22 protein-coding genes and 1 tRNA gene are annotated in these 22,710 nt (G+C 52.8%); 11 read left to right on the top strand and 12 right to left on the bottom strand.

Annotated features, from left to right (window positions below):
- The first annotated feature begins 403 nt into the window (after window positions 1–403).
- Both AC3CB2_RS12925 and yidD read left to right on the top strand, forming a co-directional pair.
- Window positions 404–838, top strand: coding sequence for an iron-sulfur cluster assembly scaffold protein (locus AC3CB2_RS12925; protein WP_014286379.1), 435 nt, complete (start codon window positions 404–406; stop codon window positions 836–838).
- An 11-nt stretch (window positions 839–849) separates the two neighbouring features.
- On the top strand, window positions 850–1,203 hold the full coding sequence (yidD, locus tag AC3CB2_RS12920; RefSeq protein ID WP_352933115.1) for a membrane protein insertion efficiency factor YidD: 354 nt from the start codon (window positions 850–852) through the stop codon (window positions 1,201–1,203).
- Between the two features lie 14 nt (window positions 1,204–1,217).
- Here yidD and AC3CB2_RS12915 read toward each other — a convergent pair whose 3' ends face one another.
- Both AC3CB2_RS12915 and AC3CB2_RS12910 read right to left on the bottom strand, forming a co-directional pair.
- Window positions 1,218–1,769 carry a hypothetical protein gene (locus tag AC3CB2_RS12915; RefSeq protein WP_352933112.1) on the bottom strand — a complete coding sequence of 184 codons (552 nt, stop codon included), beginning with the start codon at window positions 1,767–1,769 and terminating at the stop codon, window positions 1,218–1,220.
- Window positions 1,770–1,814: 45 nt separating this feature from the next.
- Entirely contained in the window at window positions 1,815–2,096 is a 282-nt protein-coding gene (locus AC3CB2_RS12910) for a hypothetical protein (RefSeq protein WP_352933109.1), read from the bottom strand.
- A 350-nt stretch (window positions 2,097–2,446) separates the two neighbouring features.
- On the opposite strand from AC3CB2_RS12910, the gene AC3CB2_RS12905 reads away from it, so the two are divergent.
- Window positions 2,447–2,531: transfer RNA gene (locus tag AC3CB2_RS12905), tRNA-Tyr, on the top strand.
- Window positions 2,532–2,572: 41 nt separating this feature from the next.
- A complete protein-coding gene (locus AC3CB2_RS12900) occupies window positions 2,573–3,001 on the top strand; it encodes an ASCH domain-containing protein (protein WP_054782803.1) in 429 nt (142 codons plus the stop codon).
- Here AC3CB2_RS12900 and AC3CB2_RS12895 read toward each other — a convergent pair.
- Entirely contained in the window at window positions 2,998–4,338 is a 1,341-nt protein-coding gene (locus AC3CB2_RS12895) for a glycosyltransferase family 4 protein (RefSeq protein ID WP_352933107.1), read from the bottom strand. The genes AC3CB2_RS12900 and AC3CB2_RS12895 overlap by 4 nt on opposite strands.
- A gap of 299 nt (window positions 4,339–4,637) precedes the next feature.
- On the opposite strand from AC3CB2_RS12895, the gene thrS reads away from it, so the two are divergent.
- Both thrS and AC3CB2_RS12885 read left to right on the top strand, forming a co-directional pair.
- Window positions 4,638–6,584, top strand: a complete 1,947-nt coding sequence (gene thrS / locus AC3CB2_RS12890) for a threonine--tRNA ligase (protein ID WP_054782804.1) — start codon at window positions 4,638–4,640, stop codon at window positions 6,582–6,584.
- A 155-nt stretch (window positions 6,585–6,739) separates the two neighbouring features.
- A complete protein-coding gene (locus AC3CB2_RS12885; protein WP_352933105.1) occupies window positions 6,740–7,591 on the top strand; it encodes a lysophospholipid acyltransferase family protein in 852 nt (283 codons plus the stop codon).
- A 65-nt stretch (window positions 7,592–7,656) separates the two neighbouring features.
- On the opposite strand, the gene AC3CB2_RS12880 is transcribed toward AC3CB2_RS12885, so the two are convergent.
- The gene (locus AC3CB2_RS12880) at window positions 7,657–8,742 is read right to left on the bottom strand and encodes a hypothetical protein (protein ID WP_008548002.1); all 1,086 of its coding nucleotides are present in this window, start codon (window positions 8,740–8,742) and stop codon (window positions 7,657–7,659) included.
- Window positions 8,743–9,001: 259 nt separating this feature from the next.
- Between AC3CB2_RS12880 and AC3CB2_RS12875 the strand changes: the two genes are divergently transcribed.
- Entirely contained in the window at window positions 9,002–9,607 is a 606-nt protein-coding gene (locus tag AC3CB2_RS12875) for a nitroreductase family protein (RefSeq protein ID WP_352933103.1), read from the top strand.
- Window positions 9,608–9,623: 16 nt separating this feature from the next.
- The gene (locus AC3CB2_RS12870; RefSeq protein ID WP_352933101.1) at window positions 9,624–10,235 is read left to right on the top strand and encodes a flavin reductase family protein; all 612 of its coding nucleotides are present in this window, start codon (window positions 9,624–9,626) and stop codon (window positions 10,233–10,235) included.
- 25 nt (window positions 10,236–10,260) lie between these two features.
- Here the strand turns inward: AC3CB2_RS12870 and AC3CB2_RS12865 are convergent, their stop codons facing one another.
- The gene (locus AC3CB2_RS12865) at window positions 10,261–10,968 is read right to left on the bottom strand and encodes a citrate lyase subunit beta (RefSeq protein WP_352933099.1); all 708 of its coding nucleotides are present in this window, start codon (window positions 10,966–10,968) and stop codon (window positions 10,261–10,263) included.
- A gap of 184 nt (window positions 10,969–11,152) precedes the next feature.
- On the opposite strand from AC3CB2_RS12865, the gene AC3CB2_RS12860 reads away from it, so the two are divergent.
- A complete protein-coding gene (locus AC3CB2_RS12860; RefSeq protein WP_352933097.1) occupies window positions 11,153–12,115 on the top strand; it encodes a transglycosylase SLT domain-containing protein in 963 nt (320 codons plus the stop codon).
- A 145-nt stretch (window positions 12,116–12,260) separates the two neighbouring features.
- Window positions 12,261–13,400, top strand: coding sequence for a DUF2336 domain-containing protein (locus tag AC3CB2_RS12855; RefSeq protein WP_352933095.1), 1,140 nt, complete (start codon window positions 12,261–12,263; stop codon window positions 13,398–13,400).
- Between the two features lie 21 nt (window positions 13,401–13,421).
- Here the strand turns inward: AC3CB2_RS12855 and AC3CB2_RS12850 are convergent, their stop codons facing one another.
- The 3 genes from AC3CB2_RS12850 to AC3CB2_RS12840 form a co-directional block, all read right to left on the bottom strand.
- Entirely contained in the window at window positions 13,422–13,937 is a 516-nt protein-coding gene (locus AC3CB2_RS12850) for an Hpt domain-containing protein (protein WP_008547517.1), read from the bottom strand.
- A gap of 147 nt (window positions 13,938–14,084) precedes the next feature.
- Complete coding sequence (locus AC3CB2_RS12845) at window positions 14,085–14,861, bottom strand: NAD kinase (protein WP_014286364.1); 777 nt, start codon at window positions 14,859–14,861, stop codon at window positions 14,085–14,087.
- Window positions 14,862–15,306: 445 nt separating this feature from the next.
- A complete protein-coding gene (locus AC3CB2_RS12840; protein ID WP_352933093.1) occupies window positions 15,307–16,449 on the bottom strand; it encodes an anhydro-N-acetylmuramic acid kinase in 1,143 nt (380 codons plus the stop codon).
- A 467-nt stretch (window positions 16,450–16,916) separates the two neighbouring features.
- Here AC3CB2_RS12840 and AC3CB2_RS12835 point away from each other — a divergent pair, with 467 nt between their 5' ends.
- Window positions 16,917–17,600, top strand: coding sequence for an OmpW/AlkL family protein (locus AC3CB2_RS12835; RefSeq protein WP_352933090.1), 684 nt, complete (start codon window positions 16,917–16,919; stop codon window positions 17,598–17,600).
- A gap of 80 nt (window positions 17,601–17,680) precedes the next feature.
- On the opposite strand, the gene AC3CB2_RS12830 is transcribed toward AC3CB2_RS12835, so the two are convergent.
- The 4 genes from AC3CB2_RS12830 to AC3CB2_RS12815 are packed head-to-tail and all read right to left on the bottom strand — an operon-like array spanning window position 17,681 to window position 22,667.
- On the bottom strand, window positions 17,681–18,769 hold the full coding sequence (locus AC3CB2_RS12830; RefSeq protein ID WP_352933088.1) for an ABC transporter ATP-binding protein: 1,089 nt from the start codon (window positions 18,767–18,769) through the stop codon (window positions 17,681–17,683).
- 14 nt (window positions 18,770–18,783) lie between these two features.
- Window positions 18,784–20,070 carry an MGH1-like glycoside hydrolase domain-containing protein gene (locus AC3CB2_RS12825; protein WP_352933086.1) on the bottom strand — a complete coding sequence of 429 codons (1,287 nt, stop codon included), beginning with the start codon at window positions 20,068–20,070 and terminating at the stop codon, window positions 18,784–18,786.
- Window positions 20,071–20,109: 39 nt separating this feature from the next.
- On the bottom strand, window positions 20,110–21,339 hold the full coding sequence (locus AC3CB2_RS12820) for a carbohydrate ABC transporter permease (protein WP_352933084.1): 1,230 nt from the start codon (window positions 21,337–21,339) through the stop codon (window positions 20,110–20,112).
- Window positions 21,336–22,667, bottom strand: coding sequence for a carbohydrate ABC transporter permease (locus tag AC3CB2_RS12815; protein WP_352933082.1), 1,332 nt, complete (start codon window positions 22,665–22,667; stop codon window positions 21,336–21,338). The genes AC3CB2_RS12820 and AC3CB2_RS12815 overlap by 4 nt, the downstream gene beginning before the upstream one ends.
- Between the last annotated feature and the right edge of the window lie 43 nt (window positions 22,668–22,710).

Here is a 22,710-nt window from a genome sequence, read left to right as displayed (position 1 = left end):
CAATACGCAGGCGATGGGTGTAATTTAAGACATACTTCTCTTAAAAAAACACTGAACCCGCCATAGGTTCCTGCGCAACAACTATTTTCGTCGGCCTGTTTTCAGTTCAGGCTCTTCCCATTGTCATACGCAAATCTACGGCTTACCTAAGGAGATGTGAGTATGGCGCAGGGTATAATCTGCGACAACCCGTTTAGACCGCCAATAAATTGGCATCTATGGTTTCTTCTAGGTAATGTGTGCTAGATTGCGATATTCCGCTTTTGACCTCTAGCAAGGTCTCGGCAGCACCACCTATATAAGATAGATGTCTTGGTTAGGAAAGGGTCTTCCCTTATTAGTGAGTGATCCAAGCTCGCTTTAGGTTATAAAGCGGGCGTGAGAAGAGTAGCCAGAGTTTTGCATGTTGGACGACATTTACAATACTAAGATCCTTGAGTTTGCAGGGAATATTCCTCTGTTGGGGCATATTGATAACCCGCAGGCTCAGGCAAAAGCACACTCGCGGCTCTGTGGTTCGACGGTGAGTGTTGAGGTTTGTGTAGCCAATGGTCTAATAACCTCATTTGCGCAGGACGTGAAAGCGTGCGCTCTGGGGCAGGCTTCTGCATCCATTCTGGGCCAGCATGTTATTGGCGCAACACCTGCAGAAGTGCGGGAGGCTTATGCGCAGCTGCACGCTATGCTGAAGGATAACGGCCCTGTGCCGACCGGTCGTTTTGCTGACCTTTCTTTCCTTGAGCCAGTGCGTGACTATAAAGCACGCCATGCGTCCACCATGCTTGCGTTTGAAGCGCTGGTGAAGGCGCTTGATGATGTTGAAGCTGCTGTTGCCTAAGGCATTTTGTTATGTGTAAGCCCGATCCGCTCCCAAAAGAGAGGCCTGCCAGCTTCTTGGCGCGGCTAGGGATTGGGCTTATCTGGATTTATCAGCATAGCCTGTCGCTGATTTTGGGGCGGGCCTGCCGCTATCAGCCATCCTGCTCTCATTATACAGCTGAAGCCATAACACGGTTTGGGTTTTGGCGAGGCGGCTGGATTGGGTTGTCGCGGATTATCCGCTGCAATCCTTATGGGGCAAGCGGGTATGACCCGGTTCCGCTCAGCTTACCCAAGGCATCGAGATGGTATTTGCCGTGGCGGTATGGTCATTGGAACGGTGATCATATTGATCCCAAAACACGTTTTGATCTGAAAGACTGAGGCTGCTCTGAGTATCAAGGGCAGCTGAACTCGGTCTTTTCTTCGGCTGTTGGTACCGGAAGAACGGTGAACTCTCCCTCAATTGCAAGGTTTTCGTAGGGCTGTGAGTTGACGACCACGCCATATGCCTTGCCGCTGGCTTCATCGAGCGTCCACACCCATCCCAGATTGGATTCCTGCGGATTATCTTTCCAAGAGATCTGAGTGATGTCTGGTGTGATCTGCTGAACCGTATAGGTTGCGGTGCCCTTGCTCTTGCCGAACTGCGAGGTGGTGTTCCAGGCCAGAGCTTCTGCATTGCAGATGAAGGCGGTGAACTTTTCTTCGATGGCTTCCGCCCCATCCTTGGTGATGCTCCATGCAAAATTCAGGGATTTGCCGAGCCATTGTTCTGCGGTTTTTGCAGCAGACGTGTTGCTGCCGGTTTCAGCAAGTGTGTGGACTTCGCTTTGAAGGCTTTTGCTTGTGGGAACCGGCGGACCGTCGCCAGGAACCTGGGCTGTTGTCACGCTGGCTGATTGAAAAAGGAAAATTGCAGTGGCGCTCAGGAGGGCTGGGGTTCTCATTGTATTCTCCTGTTTCAATTTTGTTATCCGGCCATTCAAAGAAGATCAGCGTTTGTCGTCGTCTTCCTGATCTTGCTGGGTGGCCTCATTATCGGGCTTCTGTGTGGTGACAGGTGGCGCGGGCATCATGGATTGGTTGCTCATCGGATAATCAGGCATGCCGGATATCATTGAAGGGTCTTCCTGAGCGCTGTTATCTTCTTCCTCAACACTTCCTGAGGTTCCCAGAGATGGTTCATTGAACATCTGCGCAGGGGAAGGGAGGGACCATGCTGCGATGGATAGTCCCAGAACGATGATATGAGTTGGAAGCCAATGCCTGCTCATTTGGACGCCTTTGATGATCTTCGGGATGTGCACTCCACTACAGAAACTCATAATTTCGTTTGAAGATAATGGCTTAATGTAGAAAGGCGTCCAGCAACCAGCAGTGGTTCCCGGTCCTTCGCTTAACAAAGCGCTACTCGCCGAGGTGGGAATTCGTGAAATTTTCGCGGTGATGATTACGTAAATACCCCTGGTTAAAGCTGCTGGAGTGGGGTGTTGTTCACAGATTGCCGGCTAAAAACGTTTTTTCCGATGTTTTCCCAACTCAAATTTCAAAGGGGCGTTGACAAGAGGGCCTCAAATGAAGATAACCCGTCCTCACACGGCGCGGCCAACTTGGCCAATGCGACGGAGGAGTGCCCGAGTGGCTAAAGGGGGCGGACTGTAAATCCGCTGGCTATGCCTACGTTGGTTCGAATCCAACCTCCTCCACCACCTTTCTTTTTCGTGAAATCAAACAGTTACGGTGGAAGCGCATGTCTTCTGAAGAATTCGATCATCTCCCTAGTTTTGCATTTGGCGACAGCCCTGAGCTGGCTGACAGTTTGCTTGAGCTTGTTCTGAATGGAACAAAGACAGCGACCTGCGGTGATCTGCATTCCTATGAGAAAGACGGAGAGCCCCTTCCTCAGCCGGGCGATCAGTACGTTATTCTGGATGGTAAAGGGCAGGCAGCCTGTGTCATCGAGATGGTGACTGTTGATGTACGCCAGTTTAACGAGATCGATGAAGTCTGGGCTGTGCTGGAAGGTGAAGGCGATCTGAGCCTTGAGTTCTGGCAGGAAGGCCATCGCGAGTTCTTTGAACGCAATGGCGTTTATGCTCCTGATATGAAGCTCGTTTGTGAGTACTTCCAGCTGGTGAAGATCTTCAAGCGCGATCAGGCGAAACCTAAGCCGAATTAAGTTTCTTCCAGCTTTTGCTGCTTGCCTTCTGCACCGGATGAGCGTTTGTCTGGTGGGGTGCTGTTGTTCTCAATAATCTTCCAGATATCCTGCTGCACATTCTGCCATTGGCGGAGTTCGTCCCTTGCTGGCAGTTCTGCGCGTAGAGCTTCTTTCGATTGTATTGTCGATAAGATCAGGGCAGCCAGTTCTTCCGCGTTGTGCGGGTCAAAGTATTGGCAATGATCTCCACCGACCTCTGGAATTGAGGTTGCGTTTGAGGCCAATACGGGTGTGCCCATCCAGAGCGCTTCACCGACTGGCAGGCCATAGCCTTCAAACAAGCTTGGGTAAACCAGTGCGATAGCTTCTTTATAAAGTGCTGTCAGCTCTGCGTTTGTTGGTGACTGGACAATTGTCACGAACTTACCGATGGGCGTGTACTTTTGGTCTTTGTTGAGGCTGGCAAACGCGCCGTTGGGGATCGCTCCCGCACATATGAGCTGAGGTAACTGCGCGTTTTCGTCTTGCTCCACGATATGCAGGTATGCGTCAAAGACCAGCTTTGCGTTTTTTCGGTAGCGAATGTCTCCAAGCAGCAGGAAGAAACCGTGCTCGGGCCGTTGCCGCAGAGGGTAGATAGGCTCTGCCTCCTGAAACTCATGAGCCAGATGCACCACACTGGTGCTTTGCGGGGAGGGGAGCTTTTGCTCTGCGAGGAACTTCAGGAGATCATTGCGCGTATATTCGGAGTTGGCAATCACGTGCGGCCTTGTGGTGACCGTTCGTCTAAGGTGCTCCAGCCAAAGCTTTGCGCCGAGATCCTCCTCCGGATCGTTGAGGCGTAATGGGGAGATGTCGTGGATCATGACATAGACGGGCACATAGGGTGCGCGGCTCTTCACATATTCTGTCAGTCGCCGTGCTTCTTCCAGGTTTCCCAGTGACAGAAAGGGGGCGTCGATGTCTGTCAGCGGTTCCTGCAATGCTTCGCCATCATGAGCGCCGATGGTTTTATTTGCACGTGCGCGCAGTGTGTGTCTGAGCTTGTGGAACAGGCCTTTGAGTTTGCGGTTTCTGTATTTTTCAGAGCGGAATGCTTTAACGGGAGCGCCCAGCAAATCAGGGAGACATGCGGGGTTCAGGTCATCTGATGCGAACAATGGATCGGCCTGCACGCTCACATATTCGTTTTTGCGGGCGTCATGACAGATGAAGGTGACTTCGATGTCGTCTTTATAGAACCGCTTTGCTGTCTCGTAGAGCGTTCTGGTGACGCCGTTGGCCTGTAATGAGGTGGATCTGTTCTGCCTCAACGTGGTCAAGTCAAAGTAGAGCTTTGGCTTTGGCGTGGTCATGCTCAGCTCCTGACAGCTGGTAGAGTGTGCGTCATGCATTCCTTGTGATGGAGTTTGCGAATCCTGTTCTGGCCAGCAGTATGAGGAGGTGGAGCGGGTAAGGCCAGCTAAACCCTTGCTAACCCGTAATAATTCAAGGTGTGTAACCTGTCGATTACGTGCCTGTGCCCGCGGAAAACAGAGTTGATCTGCCCCAGATTCATCTGGACGCGTCCTTTAGAATTGGTTATTCAGGCAACCCATGATTAACACCAAACCGCTTACCTGCCTTGTTTGCAGGAGTGAGCTGGAGAATTGATATGCTTCAATTGACTTTCCCTGACAATTCCGTTCGCGAATATGACGCTGGTTCCACCGGCGCTGATGTTGCAGGGAGCATTTCCAAATCTCTCTTGAAAAAAGCTGTTGCCGTCGCAATTGATGGTGAACTGCGCGATCTTTCTGATCCTATTGAAACGAATGCTGCGATTGAGATCGTAACCCGTGATGACCCACGTGCGCTGGAGCTGATCCGCCACGATGCGGCGCACGTGATGGCGGAAGCTGTGCAGGAACTGTGGCCTGAGACGCAGGTTACAATTGGTCCTGTTATCGAGAACGGCTTCTACTACGACTTCAAGCGCGATACGCCATTTACCACTGAAGACCTGCCGAAAATCGAAAAGAAGATGCAGCAGATCATTCAGCGGAATGCGAAGTTCACCAAAGAGATCTGGAGCCGTAACGAAGCAAAAGAATACTTTGCTGCCAAAGGGGAAGACTACAAGGTTGAGCTTGTTGATGCGATCCCTGAGGATGAAACCGTCAAGATCTACAAGCAGGGTGAATGGCTTGACCTTTGCCGTGGTCCGCACATGGCGTCCACTGGTCAGATCGGTCAAGCTTTCAAGCTGATGAAGGTTGCCGGAGCCTACTGGCGCGGTGATGCAAACAACGAAATGCTGACCCGTATCTACGGCACTGCATGGTCTAGCGATAAGGATCTGAAGGCTTACCTCCATATGCTTGAGGAAGCTGAGAAGCGCGACCACCGCAAACTGGGCCGCGAGATGGATCTCTATCACTTCCAGGAGGAAGGTCCGGGCGTTGTCTTCTGGCACCATAAAGGCTGGCAGCTGTTCCAGAACCTGACCAACTATATGCGTCGTCGTTTGGAAGATGACTATCAGGAAGTGAATGCACCGCAGATCCTGGATAAGGCTCTTTGGGAAACTTCCGGTCACTGGGAGTGGTACCGCGAGAACATGTTCGCGACTGAGACTGAAGATCACCGTGTCTTCGCGATCAAGCCGATGAACTGTCCTGGTCACGTGCAGATCTTCAAGCACGGACTGAAGTCCTATCGTGATCTGCCACTGCGTATGGCTGAGTTTGGTGCGGTTTCCCGCTATGAGCCGTCCGGCGCGCTGCATGGCTTGATGCGCGTTCGTGCGTTCACGCAGGATGATGCGCATGTGTTCTGCACTGAAGAGCAGATGGCTGCAGAGTGTCACAAGATCAACGACCTGATCATGTCCGTTTACAAGGACTTCGGGTTTGAAGAGATCGTTGTGAAGCTCTCCACACGTCCTGAAAAGCGTGTTGGTTCTGACGAAGTTTGGGATCACGCTGAAGCTGTGATGGGTGAAGTGCTGAAGGAGATCGAAGCGAACTCCGGCGGTAAGATCAAGACCGGCATTCTGGAAGGTGAGGGCGCGTTCTACGGTCCTAAGTTTGAGTACACTCTGCGCGACGCGATTGGTCGTGAATGGCAGTGTGGCACCACTCAGGTGGACTTCAACCTGCCAGAGCGTTTCGGTGCCTTCTACGTGGATAGTGATGGTGAGAAGAAGCAGCCGGTGATGATCCACCGTGCGATCTGTGGTTCTCTGGAGCGCTTCCTTGGTATCCTTATCGAGAACTTTGCAGGTCACTTCCCGCTTTGGCTGGCACCTCAGCACTTTGTTGTTGCGGCGATTACTTCTGACGCTGATGATTACGCAAAAGAAGTGCATGCTGCGCTGAAGAAGGCTGGTCTGCGTGGTGAGCTTGATCTTCGCAATGAGAAGATCAACTACAAGGTTCGCGAGCATTCACATGCCAAGATCCCAGTGATCATCGCTGTTGGTAAGCGTGAAGCGGAAGAGAAGACTGTAAGTATCCGTCGTCTTGGTTCGCGCAATCAGACTGCTATGACTCTGGACGAGGCCGTTGCAAGCCTGCGTGATGAAGCTACAGCACCTGACCTTAAAGAGCAGGCTTCCTGATCTTTAAAGGGACACTGATTTAAAAGGCTGGCAGCGTGTTTGCGTTGCCAGCCTTTTTCTTTTTTGGCCTCACTGTCGCCTAATGTTCACGTAAGTTTGCGAAAGCTTACGAAGCCAGCTCACAGAAAAGCTGGGCGAGTGAAGTGAGGTTAGCGGTGAACCACGCGGAGTTAAGCTACGCCAATGATGGTCATCCCCTATTGAAGCGATGGCTTATCCGGAGCATTGAGGGGCTCTCTGGTCGCAAGAGACTGCTGGATCTTTATGAGGTCTGGCGGAGTGATTATTCTGTTTCGGACCAGGCCCTCTGGCGGGACCTGCTGGATCTGATTGACCTTCGTGTTGAATGCACCGGTCATTGCTGGCCACCCTCTGATTTGGATGGCAAGCCGCTGGTGCTGATTGCGAACCATCCCTATGGCATTGCTGACGGTATTGCGATCCTCTCACTTGCCGAGCAACTGAACCGTCCTTACCGCGTGCTCATCAATAATGAACTGCTTAAGGTTCCTGAGGTCCGCCCCTTTGCACTGCCGGTTGATTTTGAAGAAACTGAAGAAGCTCTGCGAACCAATCTGAAGACACGGCAAGAGGCGTTGAGGCTGCTACAGGAAGGGGTGACGATAGTTATCTTTCCGGGTGGCGGTGTTGCGACGGCTGCTAAGCCCTTTGGTCGTGCAGAAGAGCTGCCGTGGAAGACGTTTAGTGCAAAGCTTATCAGGAGTGCCCGAGCGACGGTGCTGCCGGTTTACTTTGAGGGGCAGAACTCACCGCTGTTCCATCTGGTTAGCCGCTTTTCACTGAGCTTGCGCTTGTCTCTGTTGATCCGTGAGTTCAAGAGCATTCTGGGGCAAACAATTTTGGCGCGGATTGGAGATCCAATCCCCTATGAGGCTTTGGAGAAATGTGAGAGCCAGCGGCAGATGATGGAGCAGTTGCAGGCGGCTGTTCTGGATTTGCGGCAAAAGGCCGAGACTGCAAAGCCCGAGACGTTTTATCTGCCGTAGGGAATAGCAGGCCAATAAAAAAGGCGCCGTTTCAGGCGCCTTGGTTATCGTTGCTGTGGTCTGTCTTACATTGGGTTCTCTGCAAGCACTTCCACTTCCACGTTGTTCACGCTTGGGTTCACGGTGAACTCATCGCGGTACATCTCGCCGTTGTTGCGTGCCATGACGGTGTAAGTGCCTGCCGCGAGTGTCAGGTCGAGGAATGCGCCGTTGCCGCTTGCAACGGTGTCGCCACCTGGTGACAGGATGGTCCAGGAGGTGTTGGCCAGAGATGTCTTGTTCTTGGCGCTCACCAGCTTCAACGTGATGTTGCCTGCCTGATGGTAGAGAGTGGCTTCTGTCAGCTTGCCAGCCTGTACGTGAATGTCAGCCCGCACAACAGCGTTGATGTCGCCGTAGCGGCTCTCAACGTGATAGGTGCCTGCGCTCACAGGGACAAGTTCGCCCGGCTTGATGCCTGATGCGATGAGACCACGGTCGCCTGTTGCATCGTAGGTCATGTCATAGATATTGAAGCGCACATCTTCACGCGGCATCTTCTGATCGTTACCAAGGGCTGCATCCAGACGAATGCCACCTGCGTTTAGAATGATGGTGCCGGTCTTCACGCCGCTCTTGAGTTCATAGCGTGTAGTCGCCGTGACTTTGCCAAAAGAAGTGTGAACCAGATAGGTGCCTGGATCGAGACGGAACTCTGCATCCTGATCCTGTGAGGATGCGACCATGTTCAGGGAGCCGTCGGCATTTTCTTTTGAAGAGTATACGCGCCACTTCAAACCACGAGTGAGGTTTGGTGTTCCCTCAGCCAGCTTGGCAACCAGATAGAGCACGGGCTGCGCACCGATTGGTGCTTGTTCTGCGCTGACTGCTGGTGGTGCGTATGGCAGGAAGCTCGTGCCCAGTGTTGGTGCAAGAGACTGGCCCTGATATCCGCTGAGTGGGTCATAGCTGATTGGAGGTGCAATGGTCTTTTCTGGCTTGGCGGCCAGATCCAGCACTTCCTTGGAGAACGGCAAAGCGGGTTTGGAAACAGGAATAGGTCCTGCAGCCTGAGCGGCGTTTCCAAGCAATGCCAACCCAGCACAAAATGCTGTGGCGGCGGCTGCGCGTTGTAGCGCTTTGTTGAACGTCGATATCCGCTCTAACTTCACGTGTGCTCTCGCTACTACTTCAGAAAGTGTTACCCATGTGTGACAGTAAATACAAAACCGTCACCAGCCCGAGTGAAATCAGATTACAGTGACAAACTGTGTTTTGGAAGTGTTTTATAAATTTTTACTCAGTGGGTTGGGGATTGGTAGGCAATGTGGCAAGAATGGGGCAAGACCATCCTTTAATTGACACAGTTGATATTCTGTATAGGACTATTGCGTAGCTTTAATCCTTGAAATCCTGAAAAGAATCGAGACCGTGGAAATCAAAGACCTTCCAGAACTGAAGAGTTTTCTGAAAACTCGTCGCTCTCATCTCGCTGCAACACTCGTACATCCTGGCCCTGATCAAGCACAAATTTCTGAGCTGCTTGAGATGGCATGTCGTGTGCCGGATCATGGGAAAATTTCTCCTTGGCGGTTTGTTATCTATGACAATTCACAGGCGGACACCATCGGTGAGAAGCTTGCTGAAATTGCTGAGAAGCGTCAGGGACCGCTTGGAGAGAACACTAAGGCGATGGAGCTGGAGCGTTTCAAGCGTGCGCCTTTGGTCATTGGCGTTCTTTCTTCCCCAAATCGTGAGCATAAAGTGCCGGTCTGGGAGCAGGAGCTGGCCGTGGGTGCCGTTTGTGTGTCTCTGCTTAATGCTTGTTTCTCAATGGGATTTGCTGGTCAGTGGCTGACAGAGTGGTACGCTTTTGATGATGAAGCTGCTGCGCATCTGGGTGCTCGTGACGGTGAACGATTTGCAGGCTTCATTCATATTGGAAGCCCGAGTGTCGTTCCAAATGAACGTCCACGGCCTGATGTAGCCCAATTAACCGAATATTTTCAGAGCGCTCCATCCGGTGTTGATGCGTAGGAGCTGAGATAAGTCTATGTTTTATGAAGCAAATAAGCCGCATGGGTTGCCGCACAATCCATTCAAGGCCATCGTTGCGCCGCGTCCGATTGGTTGGGTTTCAACTGTCTCCAAAGACGGTGTGAAAAATCTGGCACCTTACAGCTTCTTTAATGCTGTCTGTGACACGCCTCCGATGGTGGTCATTGGCTCCAGTGGTTACAAGGATTCCGTAGGCAACATTGAAGAGACGGGTGAGTTTGTTTGTAACCAAGCAACGCTGGATCTGGCCGATGCGATGAACCAGTCCTCTGCGATGGTGGGTTCTGACGTTGATGAGTTTGAGCTTTCCGGCCTGACTGCTGAGGCGTCAAAACTGGTTGCAGCTCCGCGTGTTTTGGAAGCGAAAACCGCGTTGGAATGCAAGCTGATCAATGTGCAGCGCCTGATCGATATTGACGGAAATGAGACCAACAGCTGGCTTATACTGGGTCAGGTTGTTGGTGTGCATATCGACGAGAGTGTGCTGGAAAACGGCATGCTCAATGTGGCGAAAATGAAGCCATTGGCGCGGTTGGGCTACATGGATTATTCGGTAGTTGATTCCGTATTCCAGATGGATCGACCGGCACTTCCGGAAAAAGTCTGAGAGTAGGGCGCTTCGGCGCCCTTTTTCATAGGGCTGCGAAAACCTGTTGTATCAGGCTTGCTTCTTCCGGTGAATTTGCTGTTTTTCCAGCAAAGCCCTGCGAGGCGACCAGATCAATCAACTCCAGCATTTTGGCTCGCGGTAGATGAGAGGGCACGGCGGTGTCCAGTGGGAGCAGGTGGGCTGCTCTTGCGGTGAAAAGGCATTGTGTGCGGGCATGCTCGAATGGTGGAAGGAGCTGGCCTTGCTCATCTCGTGAGTGTTTTGCTGCCAGAGCAATTTTCAGCACCTCTTCATTCCAGCAAAGTGCAGAAAGGCGCGGGCTTATGCCATTCAGGTTTGCAAGGGCCGTGAATGCGGACGGGAATCTGCCAAGCTCTGGAATGATTTTAAGGGAGCCATCCTGTAGCCCGTGTTCGGCTTCATAAACCGACAGGATTGCATGCAGGCGCTCAATGTCTGCTGCTGATTTGACGAAGGTCGGGATCACACCATTCTGTTTTACATCAGTGTATGGCTTGAGTGTCGACAGGATGGTGTTTTCTGATGGATCATTGAGAACGAAATAGAGGTGGTTTTGCTTGCTGAGCTGCGCCAGTGCGTCAGGTGAACCATAAGGGTCGACTTCTCTGGCTGGCTTTTCCGGCAATATGGCATAGGCCAGCTCAGCGTGTGCCGTGAAGTCCTTGCTTTGAGCGATTGCCGATGCCGTGGTTTTGAGCAGACAGTTCATTGGCTTTCTCCGAATCCAATCAGAAATTGAATTGTAAAGCATAATTGGCAGTGATCAGGATATGCGAAAACTCTATTTTAGCTCAAATAACTCAGTGATTTCAGTAGGGCATATTTAAAAGTTAACTATTTGTTAACTAATATTAAGGGATATTAACTAATGGTATTATAGGGGGTAGATTCTAGTGAAGGTTGCAGGCGATCCTTCCATAGCTGGGCGTATTGAGTTGGCTTTTCAAAAGGCCAGTTCCAAAACGGGTACGTCCTTTGATTTCCTGCTGCAAGCTGCTGCCCGTGAATCCTCTTTTGATCCCAACGCCAAAGCCAAGACGTCTTCTGCGTCCGGTTTGTTTCAGTTTATCGAGTCGACCTGGCTTGAAACTCTCAAGAAAAATGGTGAGGAGCTGGGGCTCGGGGACTATGCCCAGCACATTCGCGTGGATGGTAGCGGCAAATACCGGGTAGACAACAAACACCTGAAGCAACAGCTGCTGGACCTTCGCCATGATCCGGAGATTTCATCTCTGGTTGCTGGTGCGTTGGCGAAAGACAATGCGTCCGGTCTTTCTTCAAATCTTGGGCGCGATCCGTCAGCTGGTGAGTTGTATCTGGCGCACTTCCTTGGTGTGAACGGCAGTTTGCGTTTGCTGAACGCGATAGAGGATCGCCCTCAACATCCAGCTGCTGATCTGTTTCCTTTGCAGGCCCGGGCCAACAAAGCTGTTTTTTACAGTAGGGATGGACAGCCTCGGTCAGTGAGTGATGTTCATGATCGGTTGGTCGGTCAGTTTAATGAGACGATTGCCGGCGCTGAGCGTCCTGCCGTTGGGCTGCGCAAAGGGCCGATTACCAAGCCTATTGATAGCCACCGCGTTGAAAGCCGTATTCTGACGGCGTGGCGGGCGACGACTGTCGACAAAAATGAAGCACCATTCCAGTCCTTGTTCCGGACTGATGAAGCAGCTGCTGTGACGGCCTCTAAAGCTGTCAGTGAGACGAAGCGGTCAGGGGTGGAAGTACAAGAATCCATCAGTCAGCAGTTTGTTGCACCTAAACCTGTTGCGCGTCCTTCCGGGTCTCCATTGGACCTGACTAAATTTCTCGCCCCAGCGCAAACCAGTGGAAAGTCCTTAAGTAAGAAGGTCTAACCCCTGTGATTTACAGGTGTGCCCTGGTGTTCTGATCTCTCAAAAAACACGTTTTGCGAGAAACTGCGGGTGCGGTGAACGAAGCCTTAAGAATTATGATTAATTATTTCTACCCATAGTTGGTGGACACAGGTTTCCGAGTACCATGATTATCAAGAGTTTCCTGAATTGGGTGCAGTATGCGCCAAGTGGTAGTCGCGCACAGGCGGCTGGTGCTTTGGCACGTGCGTTTTTGTACTCTGACCTTGAAGGCTCTGAACACAGTGAAGCAGAAGCGGCTTTGACCTTCCTGCTTGATGATCGTGATGTTGCCGTTCGGGTCGCCCTTGCAGAAGCGTTTGGCGCTGCTAAGGTTGTGCCTGCGCACATCATTTCTGCTTTGCTGGTGGATGAGGATGAGGTTGCGCTGCCTTTGCTTTCCGGTGCAACGGAAATCCCGGAAGGGGAGCTGGTTGATCTGGTTGCGACAGGGTCTGCAAGACGCTGCGTGGCTGTGGCCAGTCGTCCTGATATCTCGGTGGGCTTGTCTGCGGCTATCTGTGAGGTTGCTTGTGAAGAGGCCTGTGCGGCTTTGCTAAGCAATGAGAAAGCTGAGCTGACTTCCAGCAGTATGGAGCGTATCGTTGCGCGGTTTGGTGAAAGTCGTGACGTTAAAGATGCTTTGATGTCTCGTGATGATGTTCCGCTGCAGATCCGTCACATGATGCTGCGTCGTTATACTGAAAGCCTTGGTGATCACCCGCAGGTGCTGGGAGCGCGGAACATGCGCGCGCCAGAGCAGCTGGTGGCTGACGCTCAGGACCGTTCGACGATTTCACTGGCCTGGAGTGCTTCTGACAAGGAGCTCCAGGGTTTGGTGGAGCATCTGGTGGTGTCTGCTCAGATGACGAGCGTTCTGCTGCTGCGTGCTGCTGTAACTGGTTGTTTTAACTTGCTCACCAACTCTCTGTCGCGTCTGTCTGAGTATGATGAAGATCAGGTCTTTGACGCTCTGGCAACGCCGTTCAGTCCTGCTCTGCGCCGGGTGCTTTCAGCAGCTGGCTTGCCGGATCGGACGCATGCGCTGTTTCAGGAGTGTATTGCCAGCTGGCAGCGGGTTGAGAACATGCAGATCGACCACTGGTCCAAGTCCCGTATCGTAGCGGGGGATCTGATTGCACTGGAAGATGAGCTGGGCATTGAGGATCTGGGTGATCTTCAGGATCTGCTGCATCGTCTTTCCAACGAGGCTGCTCGTGAAAGTGCGCGGACCCGTGTTGCTGAAATGCTGAGTGACGTTGCTTAAGGCACTCAGTTCGTTGCCCGATTAGCTATCGATGAGCTGAGTGAGCGGTTCGCTGGCTTCTTCCAGACGTGAGACAAGCGCTACGCCGAGCTTGTTGGTATCATCGCGGGCGTCTTCTGAAATCATTGCATTGATCGCGCTGACGTGTTGGGCGATGAGCTCTTTCGGGTAGGTGTCCTGCGCTTTGGCTGCGACGAGCAGGAGGGTCAGGTTGTTTGCGACGCGACCGACCAATGGGAAGCCCAGAGTTTCAGCCTGACCTTTGATGTCATGAGCGCAGCGGAACAGGCTGTCGTAGGTTTCTTCAGTAAAGTCAGCGTCTTGTGCTGCCTGATTGGCTTCCTTAAGGCAGTCGACTTCCGAGCCCATCCAGCTTTCAAACTTATCTGAAAGCTTTTCAATCGCCTCTTCGGCTGCTTTGACCGGATCAAACTTGGCTGCTTCGATGGTCGACATCTTCCGAACTTTTTTGGAAAGGTCGTTGGGAACGCGGATGTGTTCCTGAGAAGATTTATCTGAACCAGTTGTAGAAGCCATTGTCCTGCGCAATTCCTGAGCCTGCATTGCTGTAGGCGCGATTATATTTCGAATTCGTAATAATATCTAACGGTTTTATGGGCAATCCCAACCCGAAGTTGTCTCTAATAACATATTTGGCATGGGACTGCCATAAACGGGTGTGGCTCAGTACTTAAACATCTCTGAGAGGATACGTTCGTCCCAGCTGTGTTCATGATCGAACATGATGCAGCTTTCGGCGGTTGCGTCCTGATAGATGGTGGTGCTGATAACATTGCGGAACTCGCGGTGATCAGCTGCCGCGTTGACCGGGCGCTTATCAGCCTCAAGTACCTCAATCTTCACGGTGTTCTGCGTGGAGAGCAGGGCGCCGCGCCAGCGTCGTGGGCGGAATGCGCTGATGGGCGTAAGTGCCATTAATGGCGAGTCAATCGGCAGGATCGGTCCATGGGCTGACAGGTTATAAGCCGTGCTGCCCTGGGGAGTAGAAATAATAATGCCATCGCAGGCCAGCTCTTCCATGCGCACGCGGCCATCAACGGAGATGCGCAGTTTAGCGGCCTGATGTGACTTGCGCAGGAAGGACACTTCATTGATTGCGCGGGCGGTGAACTCGTTGCCGTCTTTGTCGATCGCCTCGATGTTCAGTGGATGCAGAGGCGTTATCTCTGCTTTTTCAAGGCGTTCGACGAGATTTTCGGTGCGGTACTCGTTCATGAGGAAGCCGACTGAACCTCGATTCATGCCGTAGATGGGCATGCCGGTGTTCATAAACTTATGTAGACAAGAGAGCATAACTCCGTCGCCACCAAGCGCGACAATGACGTCTGCTTCATCTTGTGAGGCAGATCCATACATCTTTTCAAGAGCTTGGCGTGCAGCAAGTGCTTCTGGTGTGTCACTGGAAACAAAAGCGATGCGGTTGATAGTTCTTCTCTTCAAAGACGGCTCCTCCCTTAAAAAGGAGGTAGCATGACTTTCTGAAAATTCAAACTGCCTTTATGTCGCTTCTCGTCGGTTTGCCAAGGGATTAGGCGTTGCTGGCGTGATTTGAGCTGTTAAAAATACATAGATACTATAAGTATTGTGTTGTGTATTTGTGCAATACTACTTGTTTGTGTTCGAATAAACATCAAGGTACTGATTTGCAACAGTCTGCTTTTCAGTTGATCGGAGGGGTTTTTGTTAAAATAACTTTCGAGTATGTTGAATGTGTTGCAGATGGTTGAAATTCTCTCAAGATATCAATTATCTACAATGTTGCGACCAGAATATACTGCTTACCTTTTCTTATAGCTATTTGTAGCAGAGACCTTTTGAGCCTTAAGCAAGAGGTCGGTGGGAGCTTTTGCGCGGCGGCAGGGGCTCCCACCTTTTTATGCGAAGGTCACTTGGTTGTCTGGCGCGGTAGCGCTTTGGTACCGCCGGACATTGCGGCTGGAACACCTGTGGTTCCCGGAAAACTGATCGGTAAATTGCGGTCGCATCTGGCGGCGAGGAAGGCGAAGCATTCTGCTTCCACGGCATCTCCTCGCCAGCCAAGTTCTTCTGCCTGCACGATTTTTACATTCGCTCGCGCTTCGATTTCCTTCAGAAGCTGCGGGTTTTTGCGTCCGCCGCCACAGGCTACCAGGCGAGCTGGGTGTTTTGGTAGCATGTCCAATCCTTTGCCGACTGCACTGGCTGAGAAGGCGGTGAGTGTTGCTGCGCCGTCTTCGAGAGAGAGGCCGGTTGCCATGTCTTTGGTGAAACTGTTGCGGTCGAGGGATTTTGGGAAGGCTTCTGCTAAATAGGGGTGTTTGAGGAGTGACTGGAGGCGGGTCTCGTCCACTTGTCCGCTGGCGGCGATGAGGCCGTCGCGGTCCATGTCACCGCGATTGTGTGAGCTGATCCAGTCGTTTATGGGGGCATTGGCCGGGCCTGTGTCGAAGGCGATCAGGGTGTTGTGCCCGTCCCACCAGGAGATGTTGCCAACGCCGCCGAGGTTCAGGATGGCTGTATCCGTTGGATCGTCAGAAAGACCCGCGCTGCGCAGGAGGGCCTGATGGTAGATAGCGGCGAGGGGTGCACCTTGACCACCAGCTTCGATATCCTGTGTTCTGAAGTCGTAGATGACTGGAATGCCAAGACTATCGGCGATGATCTGCCCATCACCGAGCTGGCGAGTTGCGCCCTTCTGGCCATCTTTAGGTGCGCGGTGCAGGACGGTTTGACCGTGAAAGCCGATCAACGCAATATTTTGCGTTGAAATGGAGTTTTTTGAAAGGAAATGTGAAATCGCGTGGGCCTGTCCCTCGCTGAGGGCCTTTTCAGCTCTTGCGAAGATCTCAGGTTCCTCTGATGCGAAATTCCAGTCCTGAGCTGCGGCCATGGCTTCGGCGATCAGCTGATTGGTTCCGGGGGGATAACTTGCCAGAGTATAGGGGCCGAATTCCTCGATGGTTTCGCCATCGGTTTTCAGCATGGCAATGTCGACGTTGCCGTCCATCACTGTTCCGGTCATGAGACCGATGCACCATTGCGCCGCCATTTATTCCCCCACTTCCCCATTCTGGTAGACTTAAATCAGTTCGCAGTTTGTGTTTTGCAGCAAGGGGGCAGACCTTGCGACAGAACACCTGCGAGGCCCTCACTTCATAGCGGGTTCCGGTGTTCCTGACAAACTTGGAACACCGCAAGGTTGCAGGCTTTGGTTGAAAGGAGGCGGTTGTCGATGGGGATGTTTGGTAGTCTCGGTGCGCATTACACATCAATCATGGTGATTGGTTGTGGCTGGTTATTCACTGCGCTCACTTGTTGGTATTATCGAATTATGTTAAGTTTTATGTCGAAAATGTCTATTTGAAATCTACTTTTCTGGATTATTTATCCGTCAAAATTACTATTATAAATAGTACTTATATTATCAATGTCAGTTTGATGCATCTCAATGCTGCTCTGATCCACTCTCAATAATTGGAATAAGTGTAAAACTCACTTATGCAACTGGAGGTGGAGATGAGTTTGAAAAGGGTGATGGGCCTGATGGCGAGCGCAGCGCTTATGGTGTCTGCTGGTCAGGCTCTGGCAGCGGATATGCCTGTGCCACAGGAAGATATCGCTGCTGCGGCTGCATCGGAAAAAAGCCCTTGGCAGATCCGTGTGCGCGCTCTGGGTGTTGTGACTGAAAATAGCGGCCATGTGAACGGCGTAGCGGGTTCAGATCTGACTTATTCAGACACTGTCGTTCCTGAGCTGGATATTACCTATTACTTTACTGATAATATTGCTGCCGAGCTTATTCTGGGCACCACATGGGCCAACGTCGATGGTGATGGTGTACTTGATGGGGCTGCTATTGGTGAAACCTGGGTTCTGCCACCAACCCTGACACTGCAGTATCACTTCACTAACTTTGGCAGCTTCAAGCCATATGTTGGTGCTGGTATCAACTACACGATTTTCTATAATCAGGATGGTCGTGGCGATTTCAAAGATATTGATATTGAAAATACCTTTGGTGCGGCTCTTCAGGTTGGCTTCGATTACATGATTGATGATAACTGGGGCGTCAACTTCGATGTGAAGAAGCTGTTCCTCGAGCCAGATTACAAAGTGAAGACCAAAGCCGGCCCGACGCTTAGAGGCACTGCTGAGCTTAATCCTTGGCTGATTGGTGCTGGTGTTACTTATCGCTTCTAAGGCTGTTTTGGCTGCTTAGAAAAGTAAGGCTTGGATGTGTGAGCACCCAAGCCTTTTGTTTATCGGGATTGCCTAGTGTTTCAGGCAGGTTCTGCTGCCTTCTCGCTGTTCACCCGCACAGCTTTGCCATCTGCGTCGAAGAAGTGGGTGAGGGCAGGGTCGAAGGAGAGGCCGACCGTGTCGCCTGCGCTGTAGTGCTCTAGACCGGACAGTCTGACCAGAATGGTGCCGAGCCCTTTGGCAGCAACATAGATGAACAGATCTGCACCCAGATATTCGACATGCTCCACCGTACCCGTCACAGCGGCTTCTGCTGGCGGAACAACGCTGATGTGTTCCGGGCGGATGCCGAGTTTGACCGGTGTGCCTTCGTTATCTCTGAAAGGTGAAGGCTGCTCGGAGAAGCCAGCTAGCGTGAAGGTATCGCTGCTGAACTCAACGGGCATGATGTTCATCTTTGGTGAACCGATGAACTGCGCAACAAACAGGTTGTCCGGGCGCTCATAGAGCTCACGAGGAGAGCCGACCTGTTCGATACGACCAGACTGCAGGACCACGATCTTGTCCGCCAGTGTCATCGCTTCCACCTGATCGTGGGTCACGTAGATCATGGTGGCATCCAGATTGCGGTGCAGTTTTGCAATCTCGAAACGCATTTCAACGCGCAGGGCTGCATCCAGATTGGAGAGCGGCTCATCAAACAGGAAGGCGGCTGGATCGCGGACAATGGACCGGCCAATGGCAACACGCTGGCGCTGACCACCAGAGAGGGCCTTTGGGCGGCGGTCCAGATACTCTTCCAGCTGAAGCACTTCAGCGGCCTTGTTGACCTTGGCTTCAATCTCAGCTTTTGGAGCGCCTGCTGTTTTCAGAGCAAAGCCCATGTTTTCGCGTACGCTCATGTGTGGGTAGAGCGCGTAGCTTTGGAACACCATGGAGAGCCCACGCCCGGATGGTGGCAGGGCGGTGACGTCCTTGCCATCAATGTGCACGCTGCCCCGGCTGGCTTCTTCCAGACCGGAGATCACGCGCAGAAGTGTGGACTTGCCACAGCCAGAGGGCCCAACAAAGATGACGAACTCACCGGGATTGATCTCAAGATCAATCCCTTTGATGACCTGTAGGTCACCAAACCATTTTTCGACACCCTCAAGGCGAATAGCTCCCATTATTCCGTTCCTCCTCAGGCTGCTTTAGCGGTCAGGCTTGGTGTGGCCCATGTGAGCCAGATGGCGGATGTCCAGGAGAAGGAGTTGCCGCCAGCGCCTTCGCCGGTGATTGGATCAAAGTATTCTGCGAAATCGCTCTTTTCGATCAGCGCAACTGTGTCGGTGCGCAGGCGTTCTGCGCGGGCGGTGTCGCCCAGTTCTGCAAAGCCGGTTGCGATCAGGTAATTGATGATGCCCCAGACAGGACCACGCCAGTAGCGCATGCTTTCAAACAGCGGGTGATCCGGGTCATAGCTTGGCATGGTGTAGTTGACCTTTGCCGCGATCCGATCGAAATGCTCGCGTGTTGGGTTGATGTACTTCTCTTCGCGAATGCCTGCATATGGAGCAAGGAAAGACGCGCTGGAAATGCCATCGCCCAGTACATCATTGCGCAGATCGTAAGTGCAGAAGGCCTGCTTATCTTCGTTCCAGAGTTTGGCGATGCCTTTTTCTGTAAGGGCGATCCAACCTTTCAGCTCTTCAGCCGCTTCGGTTTCGCCCAACGCCTCGGCCATAGCCAGCAAGTCGCGGTCTGCGCGCAGCAGGATGAAGGTGTTGCCCGGGTCAGCGACGAAGAACGGACATTGCTCCGCGACGATCTTTGGATCCCAGTTGTTGTCGCGGCCAAACTTCACGATTGCCAGATAGCGGTCGTAGTCGATCTTCTTTGGACGCATCTCTGGGTTGACGTGGGATGTGTCTTTGCGGGTGTACTCACCAATATCAGAGATATCGACATGGCTTGCTGCGTTGTCCCAGTCTGGCAGGTTGTCACGACCAGATTCCCATGGGTGCATGATGGCGATGACGCCGTGGCCTTCCGGATCACGATAGGTGTGGTACCAGCGGTGCCATGCCAGCAGTTTCGGGAAGAGGGCTTTGATCTTCTCTTTACCTGTTGCGGATGTGTCCTGCTCAAACAAGCGGCGAACAACTGTGGCTGCCACTGGTGGCTGGGAGTGACCGGAGGTTGGGATCTTCGGGTTTGTGGTGCCCCAGACGGATGGACCTGGGAAGTAGCTTGGGTCATCCTTGCGGAAGATGATGTGCGGCACCATGCCGTCATCCCACTGACCTTCGAAGAGAAGTTCAATCTCTTCCCAGGCCCGTTCCATGTTGAATGTGGCAAAGCCGAGGGCGACGAAGGCGCTGTCCCAGTTCCACTGGTAAGGGTAGAGACCTTTGGTCGGGATGGTGTAGCCGCCCAGGTCATTTTCCTTAAGGATGGAAATGGCCTGATTATCGAGTTGTGCGGACATGTTAGATACTCCGATGTTTTTTCTTTTTGACAGTGCCACTTAGCCTTTGACGCTACCTGCTGTGAGGCCTTGAACGAGGAACCGTTCGAACCACAGGAAGATGCAAAGCACAGGGACTGTTGCGATGACCGCACCGGCCATCAGATGTTGACGTGGGACTTCTGAAGAGTTGAGGGACACAACACCGCGGGAAAGGGTGAAGATGTCCGGATCATCCAGGAACATGAAGGCAAAGAGGAACTCGTTCCACGCGATCATGAAGACGTAAAGGGAGACGGAGGCTAGCGCTGGCAGAGACAGTGGCAAGGTGATTTTGAGGATCACGCCCAGACGGCTGAGGCCATCCATGAGGCCCGCTTCTTCCAGCTCGGCTGGTAGGCCTTTGAAGTAGCCTTGCAGCATATACAGGGCGACCGGAATGGTGGTTGCCGGATAGACGATGAGCAGGCCAGTCAGCGAGTTGCGCAGACCCAGCTGAGAGAAGACAGCATAGAGCGGAATGACCAGAACAATGGCCGGCACCATGTAGATGAGCAGCACAGAGCGGGACATCCAGGGGCGGCCTGGGAAGTTCAGGCGGGAGACTGCATAGGCACCCGGAACTGAGAACAACAGGGTCAGGATGACGGTTGCCACTGAAACAATGGCAGAGACTGTCAGATAGGTGCCGAAGTTGAACTGGGTGAACAGCTCGATGTAAGAGCGGAACATGCCTGAGAGGCCGCCAGACAGGTCGATGGACAGATCCAGTGGGTTTCCGAGCAGTTGCTGCTGGCTCTTCAGGCTGGTCATAACCATGACGTAGAACGGCAGAGCCACCATGACGGTGAAGACGACAAAGCCAAAGCCTTTTGCCACACGCAGGAAGATGACTTCCTTCTCATAACGGGTGAGGCTGCCTTTTGGGGTTCCGGCCATGGTTTGGCGGTTGGCCCAGAAGGTGACGGCTACAAAGGACACCAGTGCGATGAGCTGCCAGAGCGGCTCTACGGAGAGCGGCAGAGCAAAAGGTGCGCCGAAGGTTGCGGCCAGCAGGGCCAGCAGGATGATGGCAGCTGGGGCGTATTTCTGTCCGATGCTGGCGATCTTACCTTCCCACAGATGGGTGAAGAGCGCGCCCAGCGCAGCGGCGAGGGTAGCGGCACCCACTTGTGGGATGGTCAGCTCGCCGGTGATGAGTGTCAGGGTGACACCAATCACGATCATGGACAGAAAGCCCCAGACGGCTCCGCTTACAGCAGAAAGAACGTAGCTGTTTAGCAATCTCATAGTCCTTCCTCCTTGGTTGAGAAGCGGATGAACAAGGTGGCGAAGGTGACAAGAACAACAAAGACGACCACAGCAACGGCTGCACCAGCACCCAGGTTGGAGAGCGCGAAGCCTTGCTCATATACATCCACGGTCAGGGTGCGGGTTCCGGCATTGCCGCCGGTGAGTAGGAAGATGTCGTCGAACTTGTTGAAGGTCCAGATGAAGCGTAGCAGGAAGAGGACTGACAGGATGCCCATGAGCTGTGGCAGGGAAATGTACCAGAACTGCTGCAGCGGGGTTGCGCCATCCATTTCTGCGGCCTCGTAAATGTCCGTTGAAACGGATTGCATGCGGGCCAGAATGAACAGGAAAGACAGCGGGAAGTACCGCCAAGCTTCAAAGGCGATGACTGTTGAGAGCGCCAGTGGGAACTCAAAGGAGGTTCCGAACAGGTGCAGGTCGACTGCGCGCTGGCCGAAGAAGTTCACCGGCTCTGCGAAGACACCCATCTTGGTGAGCAGGGCGTTCAAGGTTCCGGAGAATGGATCCAGCAGTACGACCCAGGTGAAGGCGACGGCGATGACTGGAGACACATAAGGGAACAGGAAGAGTCCGCGCAGGATGCCTCTGCCTTTGAAGGAGGTATTGAGGAGCTGCGCTGCAAACAGGCCAAGGACGAGTGCACCCACTGTGCCGAAGATGGTGTAGTAGAACGTGACGCGCAGAACGCTCCAGAACTCATCGCTGTCAAACACGCGGCGGAAGTTGTCGAGTGTAAAGGTGCTGTTGGTGAGCACGCTGTCAGCCTTGCCGAACACTGCAGGCTTGCTGGCTTTTTCCGGCTTCTTCAGCGCAAGGTATTCGTCAGAAACGGTGCCTGCGATGACGAGTTTCTCGCGGGCTTTGCCTTCAAGCGTGCCGATGTTGCAGGTCAGGTTGATCCCAGTCAGAGAGCAGGCATCCGGCAGTTTTTGCGCGGTGAAACCGGGTGGGAGAAGATCGGTAAAACCAGCGTCTGCGATGGAGTTTTTCTGGGAGGAATTGCGGACACGGTACTCCAGCGTTGCCGGATCGCCTGCTTGTTGGGGTTTGCCTTTCACACGCTCGTTGATAAGGACTTTGGGGGCACGCAAGTCGCCCAGCTCCACGGGTTTGAAGCTGATCCAGAAGTTGGCGACCAACGGTCCAAGAACAATTGCGAGGATGATCAGAAACGTGGGCGCCAGCATGGTGTAGGCGAGGCGGGCCTCCCGCTTTTGCATGGGGCCTGCGCCTTTGGGCGGCTGGCTTACGCTTTCACCTTTTGTGGTAACAGTTTTTCCGGCCTGATCGGCTATGGCGCTCATTGCGCTGTGCTCCTGATATCACTGTGGTTTTGGTGGTTTAAGA

It is taken from the genome of Pseudovibrio sp. SCP20 (assembly GCF_057774105.1).
This window is presented reverse-complemented; position numbering and strand designations above follow the sequence as displayed.

Coding starts and splice junctions, on each gene's coding strand:
- AC3CB2_RS12925 (WP_014286379.1), top strand. CDS start 404: ATGTTGGACGACATTTACAATACTAAGATCCTTGAGTTTGCAGGGAAT.
- yidD (WP_352933115.1), top strand. CDS start 850: ATGTGTAAGCCCGATCCGCTCCCAAAAGAGAGGCCTGCCAGCTTCTTG.
- AC3CB2_RS12915 (WP_352933112.1), bottom strand. CDS start 1,769: ATGAGAACCCCAGCCCTCCTGAGCGCCACTGCAATTTTCCTTTTTCAA.
- AC3CB2_RS12910 (WP_352933109.1), bottom strand. CDS start 2,096: ATGAGCAGGCATTGGCTTCCAACTCATATCATCGTTCTGGGACTATCC.
- AC3CB2_RS12900 (WP_054782803.1), top strand. CDS start 2,573: ATGTCTTCTGAAGAATTCGATCATCTCCCTAGTTTTGCATTTGGCGAC.
- AC3CB2_RS12895 (WP_352933107.1), bottom strand. CDS start 4,338: ATGACCACGCCAAAGCCAAAGCTCTACTTTGACTTGACCACGTTGAGG.
- thrS (WP_054782804.1), top strand. CDS start 4,638: ATGCTTCAATTGACTTTCCCTGACAATTCCGTTCGCGAATATGACGCT.
- AC3CB2_RS12870 (WP_352933101.1), top strand. CDS start 9,624: ATGTTTTATGAAGCAAATAAGCCGCATGGGTTGCCGCACAATCCATTC.
- AC3CB2_RS12865 (WP_352933099.1), bottom strand. CDS start 10,968: ATGAACTGTCTGCTCAAAACCACGGCATCGGCAATCGCTCAAAGCAAG.
- AC3CB2_RS12855 (WP_352933095.1), top strand. CDS start 12,261: ATGATTATCAAGAGTTTCCTGAATTGGGTGCAGTATGCGCCAAGTGGT.
- AC3CB2_RS12850 (WP_008547517.1), bottom strand. CDS start 13,937: ATGGCTTCTACAACTGGTTCAGATAAATCTTCTCAGGAACACATCCGC.
- AC3CB2_RS12840 (WP_352933093.1), bottom strand. CDS start 16,449: ATGGCGGCGCAATGGTGCATCGGTCTCATGACCGGAACAGTGATGGAC.
- AC3CB2_RS12835 (WP_352933090.1), top strand. CDS start 16,917: ATGAGTTTGAAAAGGGTGATGGGCCTGATGGCGAGCGCAGCGCTTATG.
- AC3CB2_RS12830 (WP_352933088.1), bottom strand. CDS start 18,769: ATGGGAGCTATTCGCCTTGAGGGTGTCGAAAAATGGTTTGGTGACCTA.
- AC3CB2_RS12825 (WP_352933086.1), bottom strand. CDS start 20,070: ATGTCCGCACAACTCGATAATCAGGCCATTTCCATCCTTAAGGAAAAT.
- AC3CB2_RS12820 (WP_352933084.1), bottom strand. CDS start 21,339: ATGAGATTGCTAAACAGCTACGTTCTTTCTGCTGTAAGCGGAGCCGTC.
- AC3CB2_RS12815 (WP_352933082.1), bottom strand. CDS start 22,667: ATGAGCGCCATAGCCGATCAGGCCGGAAAAACTGTTACCACAAAAGGT.